Genomic DNA, 14,455 nt, shown 5'->3' on the forward strand with positions numbered 1-14,455 from the left:
TCATCCGTGAATTTCTCCAAGGATAGTCCCGGGGCGCCCGGGCTCGTGCTCCGGTCCGGTCACTCTGTCCACGCGCGTGATACACGCGGTTCGCGGATGCTGCAATCCCCCCGAACTGGACCCTCCCCCGAACGGCCGTGACCCGTACAGTGGTGCCAACTTACCCAAGTTGACGTTGCACCAAGGACGCTGCGGCTGACAATCCCTTCCTGTTCCACGCGACCCCGATAGTCGACAGGACGAAATTATGAGCCAGCACAGCGGCGCGCCTGCGCCTGGAATTCCGCGGATCTCGATCGTGATCCCGGCCCGCAACGAAGCCAGGAACCTCGAGGTGGTGCTGCCCACCCTGCCCGCGGTCCATCAGGTCATCCTCGTCGACGGTCATTCCGTGGACGGGACCGTCGAGACCGCCCTCCGGGTGCTTCCCGGCATCGAGGTGATCCAGCAGACCCGTCGCGGCAAGGGCAACGCCCTCGCCTGCGGGTTCGCCGCGGTGACGGGGGACATCGTCGTCATGTTCGACGCGGACGGCTCGGCGGACAGCGGGGAGATCCCCGCGTTCGTCGAGGCCCTCCTCGGCGGGGCGCACCTGGCCAAGGGCAGCCGCTTCCTGCCCGGCGGCGGCAGCGCCGACCTCACCGTGATCCGGCGGATCGGCAACCTCGGCCTCAACCTCGTGACGAACGTGCTGCTGGGCACGCGGTACACCGACCTCTGCTACGGCTACAACGCATTCTGGACCGAGGCGCTGCCGCACCTCGACCTACCGGATCCCGGGCTGCCCGAACGTGAGGACGGCCGGATGCACTGGGGCGACGGTTTCGAGATCGAGACGATCCTCAACTGCCGCATCGCCGTCGCCGGCCTCGTCATCGCCGAGGTCCCGAGCGTCGAGAAACTCCGCATCCACGGGGTCAGCAACCTCAGCGCCGTCCGCGACGGCTTCCGCGTGCTCAAGACGATCCTCGACGAGCGCCGCCGCCCGGAAGCCGGACGTTCGCGCCCGGCGATCCAGCGGATGCAGGCACTCCAGCGTCTGCAGCTCCTCGCGGCGCTCCGCCGCCCGAGCCTGCGCGGCCTCGAGCAGGAGCCGACGGAGGAGGCGGCGTGAGCGGGCTCGTCCCGGTCAGCGTCGTGATCTGCGCATACACGCAGCGCCGCTGGGAGGAGCTCACCCTCGCCGTCGCCTCGGCCGCCGCCCAGCCGGAGACCGCCGAGGTGATCGTCGTCATCGACCACGAACCCGAGCTGCTCCGTCGCGCGTACCTGGCCTGGCCCGAACTCACCGTCCTCCCCAACGAGGAGAGGCAGGGCCTGTCCGGCGCCCGCAACACCGGCATTCGCGCGGCCGGCTGCGGCATCGTCGCCTTCCTCGACGACGATGCCGCAGCGGCCGCCGACTGGCTGCACTGGCTCGTCGACCCCTTCGCGGATCCGAACGTGGCCGCCGTCGGCGGGCGGGCCGACCCGGTCTGGCCGGCCGAGGCATCCGCTCGCCTGCTGGCCCCCGAGCTGCTCTGGATCGTCGGCTGCAGCTACCGCGGCCTGCCGGTCGAACGCGCCGACGTGCGGAACGTGATGGGCTGCTCGATGGCCTTCCGCCGTGACGTCCTGCTCTCCAGCGGTGGCTTCAACCTCGACACGGGCAGGGTCGGCCGGCTGCCGCTCGGGTGCGAGGAAACCGAGCTGTGCATCCGGGTGCGCCAGGCGGATGCGACCGCGCGCGTCGTCTACGAACCGCGCGCGACCGTGCACCACCGGGTGAGCCCCGACCGCACGGGCTGGTCGTACCTGTTCAGCCGCAGCTACTTCGAGGGCGTGTCCAAGGCGGCGCTGAGTCGCACTCTCGGCCGCCGCGACGCCCTCGCCGCCGAGTCCTCGTATGTGCGCACGGTGCTCCCGCGCGCCGTGGTCCGCGAGCTGCGCGGCACCGGTTCCGGCGGCGCCACCCGCGCGGCGGCGATCGTGCTGAGTCTGGGCGCCGTCGGCTCCGGCTACCTGCGCGGCAGCGTGCGCCGACCGGCCCGGGTCGCCCGCGCGCTGCGTGCGGTCTCCGCGGTCTCCGCGACGTCCGCGGCACCGGGGACAGGGGTGTCCTCGTGACGGGACAGGGGGCGACGGCCGGTCCCGCGCACGCGTCCACGACCGTGCCGGCGACCCCGGCAGTCGACCCGGCAGTCGACCGGGCCGTGGACCGCGCGGCAGGCCAGTCCCTCAACCGGCGCGTGACCGTCGATTCACTCTGGATCCTCGCCGGGTACGCCGTCACCAGCGGTGCCGGGTTCGTCTTCTGGATCGTCGCCGCCCGGCTGGTCCCGCCCGCCGAGCTCGGACTCAACACCGCGATCTACTCGATCGTCACGGCCGCCGCCGCCGTGGCCGCGAGCGGGGTCGGCAACGCGCTGCTCGTGATGCTTCCGGTGAGCGGCGGCGCCCGCGCCCGGCTGCTGCGGCTCGGCGCGGGCACCGGAATGGGCATCGCGACCGTCACCGGTCTCATCGCCGGCGTGCTGGTCGCCGTGTTCGTCGCGCCGCAGGGGCCCCCGGTCGTCACGGTCCTCGGCGTCGCCCTGGTCACCGTCGTCTGGTCGCTCTTCGTGGTCAAGGACCCCGTGCTCACCGCCCTCGGGCACGCCCGCTACACGCTCGCCGTGAACGGGCCTGTGAACGTGGCCAAGCTGGGACTGCTGCCGCTCCTCGTCGTCGTGGCCGGCACATCCGCCCTGCCCGTCGTCGTGGCAAGCGTCGCCCCGGCCGTGCTCGCCTGCCTGCTCGTCTTCGGGTTCAGCCTGCCGCGGTTGCTGCGCCGCACGCCCGACGGGGCCACCCGGACTGCCGACAGAGCGGATCAGAGCCGAGACGAGGCCGCCACGGCTTCAGGTAATGGGATCTCCCCGGTTTCGGTTTCGGAACCGGAAACCGTCCCGGAAACCGTCCCGGAGACCGTCCCGGAGGCCGTCCCGGAGACCCCGAGGGGCTGGCTGGAACGCAACCGGCGCGCGTTCGCCCTGTTCGTGCTGCGGGACGGCACCGCCAACGGGCTCTACCTCGGCGTGATCCTCGCACTGCCCTTTCTCGTGACCGCGCTCGCCGGGGCGGAGCAGGGCGCCGTGTTCGCGCTGTGCTTCCAGATCAGTCTCGTGCTCGACCTCGTCGTGATCGGGGTGGGTGCGGCCCTCGCGACCCACTCGGCCGGTGCGGAAACCGGAGCGCCCGCCGCCGCGATGCGGGTCTGGCTCCAGGTGCTCGCCGTCGTGACGTTCGGGGCGGTGGCGCTCATCGCGGTGGCCCCGTTCCTGCTCGGCGCCCTCGGCCGGTTCTACGAAGGCAGCGCCGGCATCACCGTGATCGTGCTCCTCGCCGCCGGTTCGGTGCTCCGCACGAGCTTCGAGATCTGGAGTGCGACCCTGCGTGCCCGGCAGCACACCACGATCGTCCTGATCTGCACCGCCCTGTTCGCCGCCGGCCTCGTGCCGCTCGTGCTCGTGCTGACCCCGCGCTTCGGGGCCGTTGGTGCGGCCGCGGCGCTGCTCGTCGTCACGGTCGGCCTGGGCGTCGCCGGTGTCGTCGGGTTGCTCCGTCCCCTGCTCGCGGGCCGCCGGTCGGCGCCCGCCGTGCCTGCATCCGTTGTGCCCGTGCCCGCGGAGACTGGGGTCCGCGCATGACCCGCCTGCGGCTCGAACCGGCCATGCACAACCCGATCGCCCCCGACTGGCCAGGGGCCAGCTGGGTCGGCACCATCGACGAGTTCACGCTCGCGCGCGCCGTCGCATCCCCAGCATCTCCCGCAGGGTCGGCCGCGTCCCGCGCGGCGGCGGGGGCAGCAGGGCAGGCAGACGCCGTCGCCGAGTGCGTCGACGCGACCGGCTACGCCAGGGCGCGCCTCCTGGTGCGACGCGGGGCGGACATCCGTGGGTTCGTCGACGTCGCCCTGACCGACGGATGCCTCGACCTGGCCGATCTGCACGCGCGCGTCGCCCTGCTCCCGCCGCCGGAAGCACGCATCGGGCCCGTCCCCGCGCCGGAGACGCTGCCCGCGTTCACCGTCGTGGTCTGTACCCGTGACCGGACCGCCCTGCTCCGCAGCGCACTCCTGTCTGTGCTCGCCATCGACTACCCGCACTTCGAGGTGCTCGTGGTCGACAACGCCCCGGCGACGCACGAGACTCGCGACCTGCTCGCGAGCGAGTTCGCCGGCCGGGTGCGCCGGATCGAGGAACCCGTCCCCGGCCTGTCCCAGGCGCGGAACACCGGCCTCCGGAACGCCCTCGGCGAGCTTGTCGCCTTCACCGACGACGACGTCACGGTCGACCCATACTGGCTGCACGCGCTCGCCACGGGCTTCGCGCGCGGCGAGGATGTCGAGTGCGTCGCCGGCCTCGTGCCGAGCGGCGAACTCCGCACCGCCGTTCAGGCCTTCTTCGACGGCCGGGTGAGCTGGTCGCGCAACCTGCGCCCGCGGCACTTCCGTCTCGCCGACCCGCCGGAGGGACTGCCGATGTTCCCGTTCTCGGTGGGGGAGTTCGGAACCGGCGCGAACTTCGCGCTGCGCCGCAGCTACGCGCTCGGGATCGGCGGCTTCGACACGGCCTTCGGCGTCGGCACCCGCACCGGGGGAGGAGAGGACCTCGACATGTTCACCCGGGTGATCCTCGCCGGGCGCGGCCTCGTCGTCGAGCCGTCCGCGCTCGTCTGGCACCGGCACCGCGACGACCTCGCCGCGCTCCGCCACCAGGCCCGCGGCTACGGCACCGGCCTCGGGGCGTGGCTGACCAAGATCGCGCTCAACCCGCGGACCGCCCGCATCGCCCTGCGCCGCAGCCCGACCGCGCTCGTGCACCTGGTCAGGAAGGGCGGCGGTGCGCTGCCGGATTCCGGGGGGCGGATGCCGGCGGCCGGCTCGGCAACGGACGCCGCGCTCCGCCGCGAGATCAACCGCGTCGGCTGGTACGAACTCGCCTGCGTCGCACGCGGGCCGTGGGCCTACCTCCGCCAGCGCCGGACCGGTGCACAACTGTATAACTCCTGCAGATCCGAACCGCCCGGCCAAACTCCCCCGGAATTCCGGGGGACTCCCCTCGGCCGTGCGGAATCTGCAGGAGTTATGCCATTCCGTGAGCGGGACCGGGGAACGGAGGCGGCCTCGTGAACGGGCGCCGGCCCACCCCGTGGGGGATCGTCGCGATCGCGGCCGGGGCCGCGGGGCTCGTGGCCGCCGCCGGACTGCTCCCGACGCCCGTGCAGGCAGTGCTCGTCGCGGCCCTCGTGCTTGCGGGGCCGGGGTCCGTCCTGCGGATCTGGGTTCCGATGCCCGCCTCGACCGCCGCCGTCCTCGTCCCGGCCATCGGGCTGACGACGCTCATCCTCCTGACGACGGCGATGGAGACCCTCGGCCACTGGCAGCCGGCAGCCTCCCTCCTCACGCTGTCGGGAGTCGCGATCGTCGGCGGCCTGAGCCGCTGGCGGGCCGCACGCGGTGCACCCGACGCGCCCGTCCCTGCGGGCCCTGCCGGGATCGCCCCGACCCGGACGGAAGAGGCGCCATGACCGCGCTTCAGTCCGGGGCGGTCGCGCCCCCGGCACCGGATCCGGCCCCCGCCGGTCGCGCCGGTCGCGCCGGCCGCAGCATGCGCCGGCTCATGACCGCGCCGCTCCTGCTGAGCCTGCTCGCGGCCCTCGTCTTCGCGGTCGCGCTTCCGGGCCTGGCCGACGCCATCCCCACCCAGAGCGGACTGCTCTTCTCGAGCGCACCGGGTCTGCCGGCCGGTGCGGTGTTCGTCAGCGCGGTGCTCCTCGCCGTGCTCGCGTTCTGCCTCGCGGTGCGCCGCCGGAACCCGCTCGAGGCATCCGTCGCCCTGCTCGTCTATATCGCGTGCTTCCGGCTTCCGGTCGCCCTCGCCGCTCCCGAACCGATCTATGGCTGGACCTACAAGCACCTGGGCGTCGTCGACTACATCGAACGCCACGGCACGCTCCTACAGGGGATCGACATCTACTCCGGCTGGCCCGGCGTGTTCGCCGCGATCGCCTGGTTCGGCACCGTGACCGGGGTCCCGGTCGTCGTGATCGCCCAGTGGTTCTCGCTCGGCATCCATCTCGCCCTCGCGGCGGCCGTCTTCGCCCTCTGCCGGGCCTTCGGCCTGGCCCCCCTCACGGCCCTCGTCGGGGCGTTCGTCGCAGAGACGGCGAACTGGATCGGCCAGGACTACCTCTCCCCACAGGCCCTGACCTACCTGCTCGCCGTCATCATGCTCACGCTGCTCCTGCGCAGCCGCGAACGGCCCGTGTTCGGCTGGCTCGCCGTTCCCCTGTTCGCGGCGATCACGGTCAGCCACCAACTCACCCCTTACTGGCTGATCGGCATCACCCTCGCGCTCGGCCTCACCCGGCAGGTCCGCCCGCGCTACCTCGGTCTCGTCTTCGCGCTGATCGCCGGCGGCTACCTCGCCGCCAACTACGACGCCGTCGCGTCGTTCGGCCTGCTCTCGGGCTTCGACCCGGTCGCCAACGCCCACAGCGGGTTCGCGGGCTCCGGAAGCCTCGGGCAGACCCTGACCGCCCTCGCCGCCCGCGCCTCGGCGATCGCACTCTGGGGTGGTGCGGCGCTCGCCGCCGTCCTCGCCATCGTCCGAGCGAAGCGGATGCGCGCACCCACCTGGATCGCCCTCGTCCTGGCGTTCTCCTCCTTCGCCCTGCTCGCCGGGCAGAACTACGGCGGTGAGGCGATCTACCGGGTTTTCCTCTACTCCATCCCCGGCTGCGCCCTCCTTGTCGCACCGCTCGTGGAGCGGGCGCTGTCCGCGGGACGGCCGGCCGGCCCGGGCAACCCGGCCAGCCCGGCCAGCCCGGCCAACCCGGCCAACCCGGCCGTGCGTCGGCGTCCCCGGCACGGGGTGGTCGCGGCGACGCTCGTCGCACTCCTCCTCTCCGCCGCCTCCCTGCAGGCGTACTACGGCGCCTGGTTCTCGAACCTGATCCGCAGCGACTCGCTCGCAGTCGCCGAGAGCCTGCTCCGCACCGGGAAGGCCCCGGCGCTGATCCTGAGCATCGCCCCGGTCGGCCCAAGCCGGATGCTCGCCGAATACGCCGACTTCGCCGCGATCGACGGCCAGTACGACGCGAGCATGACCAGCTGGTCCGGCTGGCTCGGTCAGGGGTTCGAGACGACGGATGCCACCGACCGGCTCACGACCGACCTCGCCGACTCCGACAGGCCGATCTACGTCTTCGTCACGAGCCAGATGGCCGACTACAGCGACTACTACGGCCTCTACCCCGCGGGGGCCGTCGACCGGTTCACCGCCCAACTGGCCGCGAACCCCGGCTGGACGACCCTCGTGGATACCCCGACCGTGCACCTCTTCACGCTGAAGGACCGCCGATGAGCACACCCCGCGAAGACCTCGCCCGGCCGACCCCGGCCCGCCCCGATGCGGCAGCCGTCGCCCCGGCACCCGCCGGCCCGGTCCTCCGTCTCCCGATGGCGATCGGCGACCGGATGGGCAGGGGCGGCATGATCGCGTGCGCCTTCGGCCCCCTCGACCTGCCGGACCGCACCGCGATCGTCGACGCCCTGGTGCGGATATCGACGGCGAGCCCGGAATCCCGCGCGGGACTCGCGTTCGCCGCGACCGGTTCCGGCTGGATCCACGACCCGGCCGGCCTCGCCGCGCACTGCGCCGGGGCCGTCTCGGTCGTCGACCCGCTCGACCCCGACGACCTCGCCGGCGACCTCTGCCGCCGGGCCCTCGACATCGACGCGGACCGGCCGCTGCACTACCAGCTCGCCGGTGACTACCTGCTCCAGTTCTTCGATCACAGCGTGGGGGACAGCGTCCTGCTGCTGAGCCTCCCGGCCGCGATCCTCGGGGTTGCCGCCGGGGGTCCGCTGCCGGAGTGGCTCGGGGAACGCACCGCGCGGCATCCGCTCGCCGACGCCGTGCGGCACACGTTCCTCCGGCATCCCGGCCAGTTCCTCGCCGCTGTCAACGCGCGCCAGGATCCCCGGGCCGAGCTCGACGCGCGAGCGGAGGCCGTCGGCCTCCCCGATCCGGTGCGGCCGCGGCCTCGGGAGACCCGCCCCTGGCGACCCGAGCCCGCGTTCTCCGCGGTCACGATCACGAAGGACAGCGCCAAGCTGATCCGGAGCTGGTCCCGGAAGCACGCGGGCGGCGCCTCGTTCACGGCGGTCCTGACGATGATGCTCCGGCGCGCGCTCGAGCGGAGCGGCGTTCCGGTCGCCCCGGCGAGCACCCTCGTCTACGACCTCCGTCGCTACCTGCCGCCGGGCTCGACGGTGTTCGGCAACTTCATCACGGGCATTCCGCTGCGGGTGGCGAACCCCGACGACCCGGAACAGCTCGACGCCAGGATCCAGGAGACCGTCGCCTCCGCCCGCCCGCTCGCCGCGCTCCTCGCCGGGGCCGCCAAGCACCGCCTGCGGCCGGCGCCGGTCCCCGTTCCGGACCGGGTGCCCGTCGATCCGGTCGCGACCCTGGTGCTGAGCAACGCCGGCGTGTCCCGGTCGCTGCAGCAGCTGCCGTGGACCCGCACCGAGGGCACCCCGCACCACGCCATCTTCGGCGTCCGCACCGTCGGCGCCGAACAGTTGAGCGTGCTGCTCACGATCCTCGACGGCGATGTGCACATCACCGCGACCTTCCACGGCAACGTCTTCGATCCCGCCGCCGTGGCGGGCGCACTGCGCCTGATGGCGGCGGAACCGGAGACGCTGCTGCTCGATCCTGCGGATGCCTGATGCCGGCCGGACCCACGGCTCCGGTGCCCCTGTGCACTCCGCGCCGGCGGCATCCCCGGTCCGCCGCCGCATCGTCGTGGCCGCAGCGGCCGGGACCGCGCTCGCGCTCCTCGCCGGGGTGTTCGGCGTCGTCGTCGCCTCGAGCGGAACGGCCGCGCTCGCCCACCCCGAGCCCCTGACCGTCTGGTCCGACGAATTCGACGGCCCGGCCGGGTCGCTCCCGAACCCGGCGAACTGGACCTTCCAGCTCGGTGCGGGCGGGTGGGGCAACCACGAACTGCAGACCTACACCGATACCAACGCCCGGCTCGACGGCGACTCGCACCTCCTGATCACCGCAGCGATCGGCACGGATGCCGACGGGCGCCCGACCTACACCTCCTCCCGGCTGACCACGGCGGGGAAGGTCACGGTGCAGTACGGGACACTCGAGGCACGCATCCGCCTGCCGGACGGCCGGGGACTTCTGCCGGCGTTCTGGCTGCTCGGCGACACCGTCGACACCGTCGGCTGGCCTGCCGCGGGGGAGATCGACGTCGTCGAAACGCCGGGGAGCACGGCCAGGAGCGCGCATCACCTGCACGCGGCCGCGACGACGGACCGGAGCGCCGACCGGAGCCTGTCCGCGGATGTTGCGCACTCCCCGGCCCTGAGCGGGGACTTCCACCTCTACTCCGTCGAGCGTGAACCCGGCAGGGTCACCATCCGGGTCGACGGGCGGGCCGTGCTCTCGGCGACCCCGGACACCGCGCCCGCAGACCTCGCCTGGGCCTTCGACGGGCCCTTCCAGGTGCTGCTCGACGTCGCCATCGGCGGCGACTGGCCCGGCGCCCCCGACGCGACGACCCCCGCGATCTCCCAGCTGATCGTCGACTGGGTGCGCCTCACCCCGGACCCCGGAGGCGCGAACCTTTCCGTTCGCCCGGATACGCCATAATGCACGGCGGGCACGCCAATCGGGGCCGCCCGCCGACAAGAAGGTCTACGCGTGCGCAGCTACCCCGCCCTCATCTCCCTCGGAGCCTCCGCAGGTCTCGTCGCGGTCTGCGTCGTGCTCGCCCTCACCGGGTGCAGCCCGGCCGCGACCCGGTCACCGGCCGCCCCTGCCGGCTGCGCCCAGCCCGGGGCGGCCTCCGATGCCGTGGCCGCGCCGGGGGCCGTCGGCAGTGTGCCGGAGGTCAGCTTCACGACGCCACTGACCGCCGCTGACACCGAGCGCACCGTCCTGACCGCCGGCACTGGGGTCCCGGTGCAGACCGGCGACTACGTGGAAATCGGCGTGGCGTTCTACAACGGCAGGACCGGTGCGAAGATCGACGCCCGAGGCTTCGGGCCCGGCACCTCCGGCCTCGACACCGGAGCCCCCGTCGGGGTGAACCTCGCAGCACCGGCCGGCACTCTGCCCGCCATCCTCAGGGGCGTCACCTGCTCGACGGTGGGCTCCCGGGTCGCCGTCGTCGCGAACCCGGCGGATGCCTGGGGAGCGAAGGAGAACGTCGACCTCGACCTCCACGGGAACGACAACGTCGTCATCGTCGTCGACGTGCTCGCGGCAGCGGCGACCCCGCCCGTCGCGACCGATGTCCCCGCGACAGGCGCACCCGACACCAACGTCGGTTAGCGACTGCCGGCGGGCGGCCGATTCAGGCTACTCATAGATGCATGGTCCATACTGACCGAGGCCCATCATCGAAGAGACCACTCTCGAAAAAGAAAGATCAGCGTGCGCAAACTTCCAGCCCTCATCACCGTCGCAACCGTCGCGGTGCTCGCCCTCACCGGGTGCAGCGGATCCCCGTCGTCGACTCCGACGGCATCCGCCGCTGCCGCGCTGACCTGCACGGACCCCGGCACGAGCTCCAATGCCGTGACCGTCGCCGGTGACGCCGGTGTCGAGCCGACCGTCACCTTCACGGCGCCGCTCACCGCGACCGCGACCGAGCGCACCGTGATCACCAAGGGCGACGGCGACGCCGTCAACACCGGTGACGCCGTCGAGATCGCGTACACCGCCTACAACGCCACCTCGGGCACCAAGCTCAACGCCGGCGGGTACGGCGCAGAAGCCGGCCTGACCGTCACGGTCGCCGAAACCGGCTCCGTCATCCCCGGCATCCTCAAGGGCATCGCGTGCTCCACCATCGGCTCGCGCGTCGCCGTCGTCGTGCCGCCGGTCGACGCGTTCGGCACCACGGGCAACACGGACCTCAACGTGTCCGCGACCGACAACATCATCTTCGTGATCGACGTCAAGGGCAAGGTGCCCACCCGCGCGAGCGGCGCAGACCAGGCACCGCAGGACGGTTTCCCCACCGTCGCGCTCGCCGACGACGGCGCCCCGACGATCACCATCCCGAAGGCCGACGCGCCGACCGAGCTCAAGACCGAGGTCCTCAAGAAGGGCGACGGCGCGACCGTCGCCGACGGCGCGACCGTGACCGTGCAGTATGCGGGCGTCGTCTGGGCCACCGGCAAGGTCTTCGACCAGAGCTGGGGCAAGGGCGGCCCGGCCACCTTCGCGACGGCCAATGTCGTCCCCGGCTTCGCCCAGGGCCTGATCGGCCAGACCGTCGGCTCGCAGGTCGTCATCGTCATCCCGCCGGCACTCGGCTACGGCAGCACCGGCAACGAGACCGCGGGCATCTCGGGAACGGACACGCTCGTGTTCGTCGTCGACATCCTCGCGACCGCGTAGTCGCCGAGCAGCGTCATCGCCTAACCAGACACCCGTACCAGGCGGCGGCCTTCGGGCCGCCGCCGGAAGGCCCAGTTCCACCATGCAGCGCACCATGTTCAAGTCCAAGATCCACCGCGCCACCGTGACGCAGTCCGACCTGCACTACGTCGGCTCGCTGACCGTCGACGAGGACCTGATGGAGGCCGGCGATCTGCTCGCCGGTGAACGCGTGAGCATCGTCGACGTGAACAACGGCAGCCGCTTCGAGACCTACCTCATCGCAGGCAAGCGCGGCAGCGGGGTCATCGGCCTGAACGGGGCCGCCGCCCGCCTCGGCATGCAGGGCGACCTGATCATCATCATCTCCTACGCGCAGATGAGCGACGAGGAAGCCCGCAGCTACGTCCCCGTCGTCGTGCACGTCGATGCCGACAACCGGATCGTCGCGGTCGACGCAGACCCCTCAGGTGTACATGTCGCCGGCCTGAGCCGTCCGCCGCTCACTGCCTGACGTCGAGCGCTCCTCGAACCGGCCGGTCTTCTCGGTCAGCCGGATCCGGTACAGAACCGGCGCCTGACCGGATGCCGCCACCCGGCCCGCCGAGGGCGGCACCGGCTCCGACGCGGTCGTCCGGATCCCGTGGAACGTTCCGTCGGGACCCGAGACCGGCTGCGCCGTCGTCGAGGTCACGTAGGGTGCGAGCCGGGCGAGCAGCTTGCGGAGGCCGTCGTCGGCATCCGCGCCGTGGAGTTCCTCGAACTCGCCCCACGCGACGACGGTGCGCCAGTTCGCGAGGTCGTCGAGCTGCTCGACCTCGAAGCAGACGGCGGGGTTGGCCCGCATCATCTCGACCTTCGTGCCCGCGGCGCTGTGCGCATAGACGGAGTCGCCGTCGAAGGCGTAGGTGATCGGCACGATATAGGTGCGGCCGTCGCTGTGGCAGCCGATCCGGCCGACGACGCTGGTGTGCAGTACTGCATCGATTTCACGAGTGTTCAATTCCCCGAGCATGAGCCCAGCATGGACCCGCCCGGCGAGGCGCACCAGTGCCCGGGATCGGCTCATCCGGCGTGTCCCTGCGACCGGCGCGACGCGCTGGCGAGGGCGGTATCGCGAGGCGCCGGGCGCATGCCATCATCGTGGGATGGAACGTAACGCATCCGCTCGCCTCGCCCTCGACGTGCGGGCGCCCGCCCGCCTGATTCTCTCGATCGGCGTCGCCGAAGACCCGGCCGTCTCGGTCGTGGAGACCTTCACGGCGACGCAGGACGGCACGCCCCTGGCGGCGCGGATCGTGTTCGACCAGCACGGCACGCGGCTGCACGTCGTCGAGGCGGAGGCGGGCTCCGTCGACATCGACTACCTCGTCACCGCGACCGGGCAGGCGAGCGACGCCGGCTTCTCGGAGATCGACCTCGTGCGCTACCTGCGCCCGAGCCGGTACTGCGAATCCGACCGGCTCTGGGGCACGGCGGCCGCCGAGTTCGCCGGGCTCTCCGGCACCGTTCTCATGAACGCCGTCGCTGCGTGGGTGGGCGGGAAGCTGCGCTACGAGCCGGGGTCGAGCCTGCCGACCGACGGCGCCGTGCGCACCCTGATCGACCGGCAGGGCGTCTGCCGGGACTTCGCGCACCTCGTCGTCGCGCTGCTCCGCGCGCGGGACGTTCCGGCCAGGGTCGTCTCCGTCTACGCGCCCGGGCTCTCGCCGATGGACTTCCACGCGGTCGCCGAGGTCTTCGTCGACGACGCCTGGCATGTCGTGGACGCGACCGGGCTCGCCCCGCGGCAGACGCTCCTGCGCATCGCGACCGGCCGCGACGCCGCGGACACGGCCTTCCTCACCACGATCGGCGGGGCAGTGTTCCTCCGCGACCTGACCGTGACCGCGACCGTGGACACCCTGCCCCGCGACGACCGGTACTCCCTGGTGCGCCTGCACTGAGCGGATGCGCCCACCCAGCGCCCGCCCGCATCCGCCGCCGCGCCGGTTTCGGCAGCCCGCGCCCAGATGTGTCCACCGCCGCGCCTGTTTTGGCAGGCCGCGCCCGCCGTTTCGGGAGCGGGCTGCGGATTCGGTAGCGGCGGTGGCTGGGAGGGGTCGGGCGAGCAATTTCCGGGGGTCGTGCGCGCAGGCATCCGCCGCCGCGCCCGTCTTCATCCGCGGCCGCGCCGGTTTTGGCAGCCCGCGCCCACCAGCATCCATGGCCGCGCCGGTTTCGGCAGGCCGCGCCCGTGAGCATCCGCCGCCGCGCCCGTTTCTGCAGGCCGCGCCCGCCGTTTCGGGAGCGGGCTGCGGATTAGGTCGCGGAAGCGGGGCGCGGCGATCTCAGTCGCCCGGTCGCCTCACTTGCCGGCGCCCTGGTCTCGGGTGAGCTCGGCGACGCGGTCGACGATCCACGAAGCGAGCGTCGCCGTCACGACACCGACGAGGGCGATCCCGCCGAGCATGAGGGCGACGGCGATCAGTCGGCCCTCGATCGTCACGGGGGTGAAGTCGCCATAGCCGACCGTCGCGATCGTGACGAAGGTCCACCAGAGCGCGTTGCCGAACGAGGTGATGTTCGCGCCGGGTGCGCGCCGCTCGGCGTCGAGCACCGCGAGGGAGGCGAGGAACACGAGCAGGACCGTCGCGGTCGTGACGTAGATGCCGACCCGGGATCGCACCGCCGTCCCCGGCGAGCGGGGAAAGACGGACAGGGCGGTCACGAGGCGGAGCAGGCGCAACGAACGCAGGACCGGCAGCACGACGACGAGCAGGTCGAAGAGGTGCGTGCGGAACCACAACCAGTGCTGGGGCGCGAGCACGAGGTTCATCAGGTAGTCGAGAAGGAACACCGACCAGGCCGCTTCGAGCACGAAGGTCAGGATGAGCCCGGGTTCGCCTTGGACATCGGCGAGAACCTTCCAGGCGTAGTCGACCAGGAAGATCGTGGCCGCCCCGAGGAGCGGCCACTGCACGAGCTGCTGCCAGCGTTCTTGAGTCATGCCCACACTCTAGGAGGACCGCCGCCCGCGC

The 14,455-nt window shown here is 72.4% G+C and carries 14 protein-coding genes; 12 read left to right on the top strand and 2 right to left on the bottom strand.

The annotated features are described in order from the left end of the window. Nucleotides 1-247 precede the first annotated feature (247 nt). The 11 genes from MQH31_RS09985 to panD all read left to right on the top strand — a co-directional run bounded on the left by MQH31_RS09985 (nt 248) and on the right by panD (nt 11,949). Nucleotides 248-1,114 carry a glycosyltransferase family 2 protein gene (locus tag MQH31_RS09985; RefSeq protein ID WP_243011907.1) on the top strand — a complete coding sequence of 289 codons (867 nt, stop codon included), beginning with the start codon at nt 248-250 and terminating at the stop codon, nt 1,112-1,114. Beyond that, a complete protein-coding gene (locus tag MQH31_RS09990; protein ID WP_243011908.1) occupies nt 1,111-2,106 on the top strand; it encodes a glycosyltransferase family 2 protein in 996 nt (331 codons plus the stop codon). The genes MQH31_RS09985 and MQH31_RS09990 overlap by 4 nt, the downstream gene beginning before the upstream one ends. Further along, the gene (locus tag MQH31_RS09995) at nt 2,103-3,668 is read left to right on the top strand and encodes a lipopolysaccharide biosynthesis protein (RefSeq protein WP_243011909.1); all 1,566 of its coding nucleotides are present in this window, start codon (nt 2,103-2,105) and stop codon (nt 3,666-3,668) included. The genes MQH31_RS09990 and MQH31_RS09995 overlap by 4 nt, the downstream gene beginning before the upstream one ends. Then, nucleotides 3,665-5,152 (top strand): glycosyltransferase family 2 protein, encoded by a 1,488-nt coding sequence (locus MQH31_RS10000; protein ID WP_243011910.1) that lies wholly within the window; start codon nt 3,665-3,667, stop codon nt 5,150-5,152. Before MQH31_RS09995 ends, MQH31_RS10000 begins: the two co-directional genes overlap by 4 nt. Then, on the top strand, nt 5,149-5,550 hold the full coding sequence (locus tag MQH31_RS10005) for a hypothetical protein (RefSeq protein ID WP_243011911.1): 402 nt from the start codon (nt 5,149-5,151) through the stop codon (nt 5,548-5,550). Before MQH31_RS10000 ends, MQH31_RS10005 begins: the two co-directional genes overlap by 4 nt. Next, nucleotides 5,547-7,388 carry a hypothetical protein gene (locus MQH31_RS10010; RefSeq protein WP_243011912.1) on the top strand — a complete coding sequence of 614 codons (1,842 nt, stop codon included), beginning with the start codon at nt 5,547-5,549 and terminating at the stop codon, nt 7,386-7,388. Before MQH31_RS10005 ends, MQH31_RS10010 begins: the two co-directional genes overlap by 4 nt. Beyond that, a complete protein-coding gene (locus MQH31_RS10015; RefSeq protein WP_243011913.1) occupies nt 7,385-8,761 on the top strand; it encodes a hypothetical protein in 1,377 nt (458 codons plus the stop codon). The genes MQH31_RS10010 and MQH31_RS10015 overlap by 4 nt, the downstream gene beginning before the upstream one ends. Continuing rightward, on the top strand, nt 8,754-9,698 hold the full coding sequence (locus MQH31_RS10020) for a glycoside hydrolase family 16 protein (protein ID WP_243011914.1): 945 nt from the start codon (nt 8,754-8,756) through the stop codon (nt 9,696-9,698). Before MQH31_RS10015 ends, MQH31_RS10020 begins: the two co-directional genes overlap by 8 nt. Nucleotides 9,699-9,749: 51 nt before the next feature. Further along, nucleotides 9,750-10,382 carry a hypothetical protein gene (locus tag MQH31_RS10025; protein ID WP_243011915.1) on the top strand — a complete coding sequence of 211 codons (633 nt, stop codon included), beginning with the start codon at nt 9,750-9,752 and terminating at the stop codon, nt 10,380-10,382. A gap of 102 nt (nt 10,383-10,484) precedes the next feature. Beyond that, nucleotides 10,485-11,456, top strand: coding sequence for an FKBP-type peptidyl-prolyl cis-trans isomerase (locus tag MQH31_RS10030; RefSeq protein ID WP_241976361.1), 972 nt, complete (start codon nt 10,485-10,487; stop codon nt 11,454-11,456). An 82-nt stretch (nt 11,457-11,538) separates the two neighbouring features. Further along, nucleotides 11,539-11,949 (top strand): aspartate 1-decarboxylase, encoded by a 411-nt coding sequence (panD, locus tag MQH31_RS10035; RefSeq protein WP_134535610.1) that lies wholly within the window; start codon nt 11,539-11,541, stop codon nt 11,947-11,949. On the opposite strand, the gene MQH31_RS10040 is transcribed toward panD, so the two are convergent. After that, nucleotides 11,902-12,504: a pyridoxamine 5'-phosphate oxidase family protein gene (locus tag MQH31_RS10040; protein ID WP_243011916.1), complete on the bottom strand. Its 603-nt coding sequence runs from the start codon at nt 12,502-12,504 to the stop codon at nt 11,902-11,904. The genes panD and MQH31_RS10040 overlap by 48 nt on opposite strands. Before the next feature lie 79 nt (nt 12,505-12,583). Between MQH31_RS10040 and MQH31_RS10045 the strand changes: the two genes are divergently transcribed. Next, nucleotides 12,584-13,381: a transglutaminase-like domain-containing protein gene (locus tag MQH31_RS10045; protein WP_243011917.1), complete on the top strand. Its 798-nt coding sequence runs from the start codon at nt 12,584-12,586 to the stop codon at nt 13,379-13,381. A 401-nt stretch (nt 13,382-13,782) separates the two neighbouring features. Here the strand turns inward: MQH31_RS10045 and MQH31_RS10050 are convergent, their stop codons facing one another. Beyond that, the gene (locus MQH31_RS10050) at nt 13,783-14,424 is read right to left on the bottom strand and encodes a potassium channel family protein (protein WP_243011918.1); all 642 of its coding nucleotides are present in this window, start codon (nt 14,422-14,424) and stop codon (nt 13,783-13,785) included. Between the last annotated feature and the right edge of the window lie 31 nt (nt 14,425-14,455).

It is taken from the genome of Cryobacterium zhongshanensis, from assembly GCF_022760445.1.
Lineage (GTDB): Bacteria > Actinomycetota > Actinomycetes > Actinomycetales > Microbacteriaceae > Cryobacterium > Cryobacterium algoricola.